This is a genomic window from Vibrio sp. 03_296 (genome assembly GCF_002265885.1).
In genome coordinates this window covers 1-1,186 of the sequence record NZ_NPKW01000094.1, presented here as the reverse complement: position 1 = coordinate 1,186, position 1,186 = coordinate 1, and the positions used below count along the sequence as shown (strand labels likewise).

The window sequence follows — 1,186 nt, the reverse complement described above, 5'->3', positions numbered from 1 at the left end:
CAAGGCTTTGTTCTGACCATATTAAATCAGGCGACCATTAATCCAACAAGCGGAAAGTTGGGAACAGGCAAGAAGGCCAATATTTCTATGAGATGGCGATGGAAAGCCGTACTGGTATACGAGTAAATGTTACTTATGCTAGTGATGAGAGTGATATAGTRTTATCTAGTCTCAGGAAGGAGAAGGGACAGTGTTCAGTTTCTTTCATGATGGACGAGAAGATGATTGGTGAAGCATACCAAATTATTAGGACGTAAATAATGTCGGACTTTTACTCATTAGATGAGCAGGCGAATAAAGCAAGAGATTTCTTATAAAAAAGAAAATCTTCCTACAGCAGATGTATTGTTTTCTTGGGTTTGTACGCCCAAAAGATTGTTTGTTGAGGAGTTGCATGTTTTATTGATGATTTTTGTACCTCCATTATTGTTTATTATTCCAATGGAAGAAGATGACAATTTTATTTATGCATTTATTTTTTTKTAATTTTCTTTTTTATTTGGGCTTTATTTATAGGTTTACCATTTTCAACCTTAAAACATACTGCTATGAACTCACTAAAGTAGGCATTCGATATACCATAGAAGAGAATGTACATGAAAACTTTTACAAGTTCTCTCGCGCTGGAGGTAAATTTGCGGCTTTTGTCAGTGTTATTGCGGTTATATTTTTGGGGCCACTTGCATTAGCTGGTGCGGGTGCGGGGTTACTTCACGCGAGAGCCATGTCTAATCATAGAAAAAGGACAGAATACGAGGAGTATATTATTCCGAGTAGCTTTCGTGTTCGGTATCAACATAGTCGCCAGCAGGTTGCATTAAACCCTAGGTTTGAGTTGGAAATGCAGGAGATCGGAGCATGGGAGATGACATCACCTCCGGGTATACATATAGATAAATCTGATCTTTATAAGTTGTTTTATTATCTTAAAAARGAGTTTGACGTGATTGATATAAAAGAAGCCAATAGCTTTAAAGAACTTAAACTTGAATATTTAAATTAAAAAGATATATTTTACATTTCTAAGTTGGGGTTTTAAGTTTTTTATGGATATGGATATGGATATGGATATGGATATGGATATGGATATGGATATGGATGAGATGAGATGAGTTTTTACTCATTAGATGAGCAGGCGATAAAGCAAGAGATTGCTTATAAAAAAGAAAGGCTCTCTACAGAAGAT

Annotated in this window: 1 pseudogene; it reads left to right on the top strand. The window is 35.6% G+C overall.

Going from position 1 to position 1,186, the window contains the following annotated elements:
* Positions 1-260: 260 nt before the first annotated feature.
* Positions 261-1,003: pseudogene (locus CIK04_RS11625) on the top strand (hypothetical protein).
* Positions 1,004-1,186 lie beyond the last annotated feature (183 nt).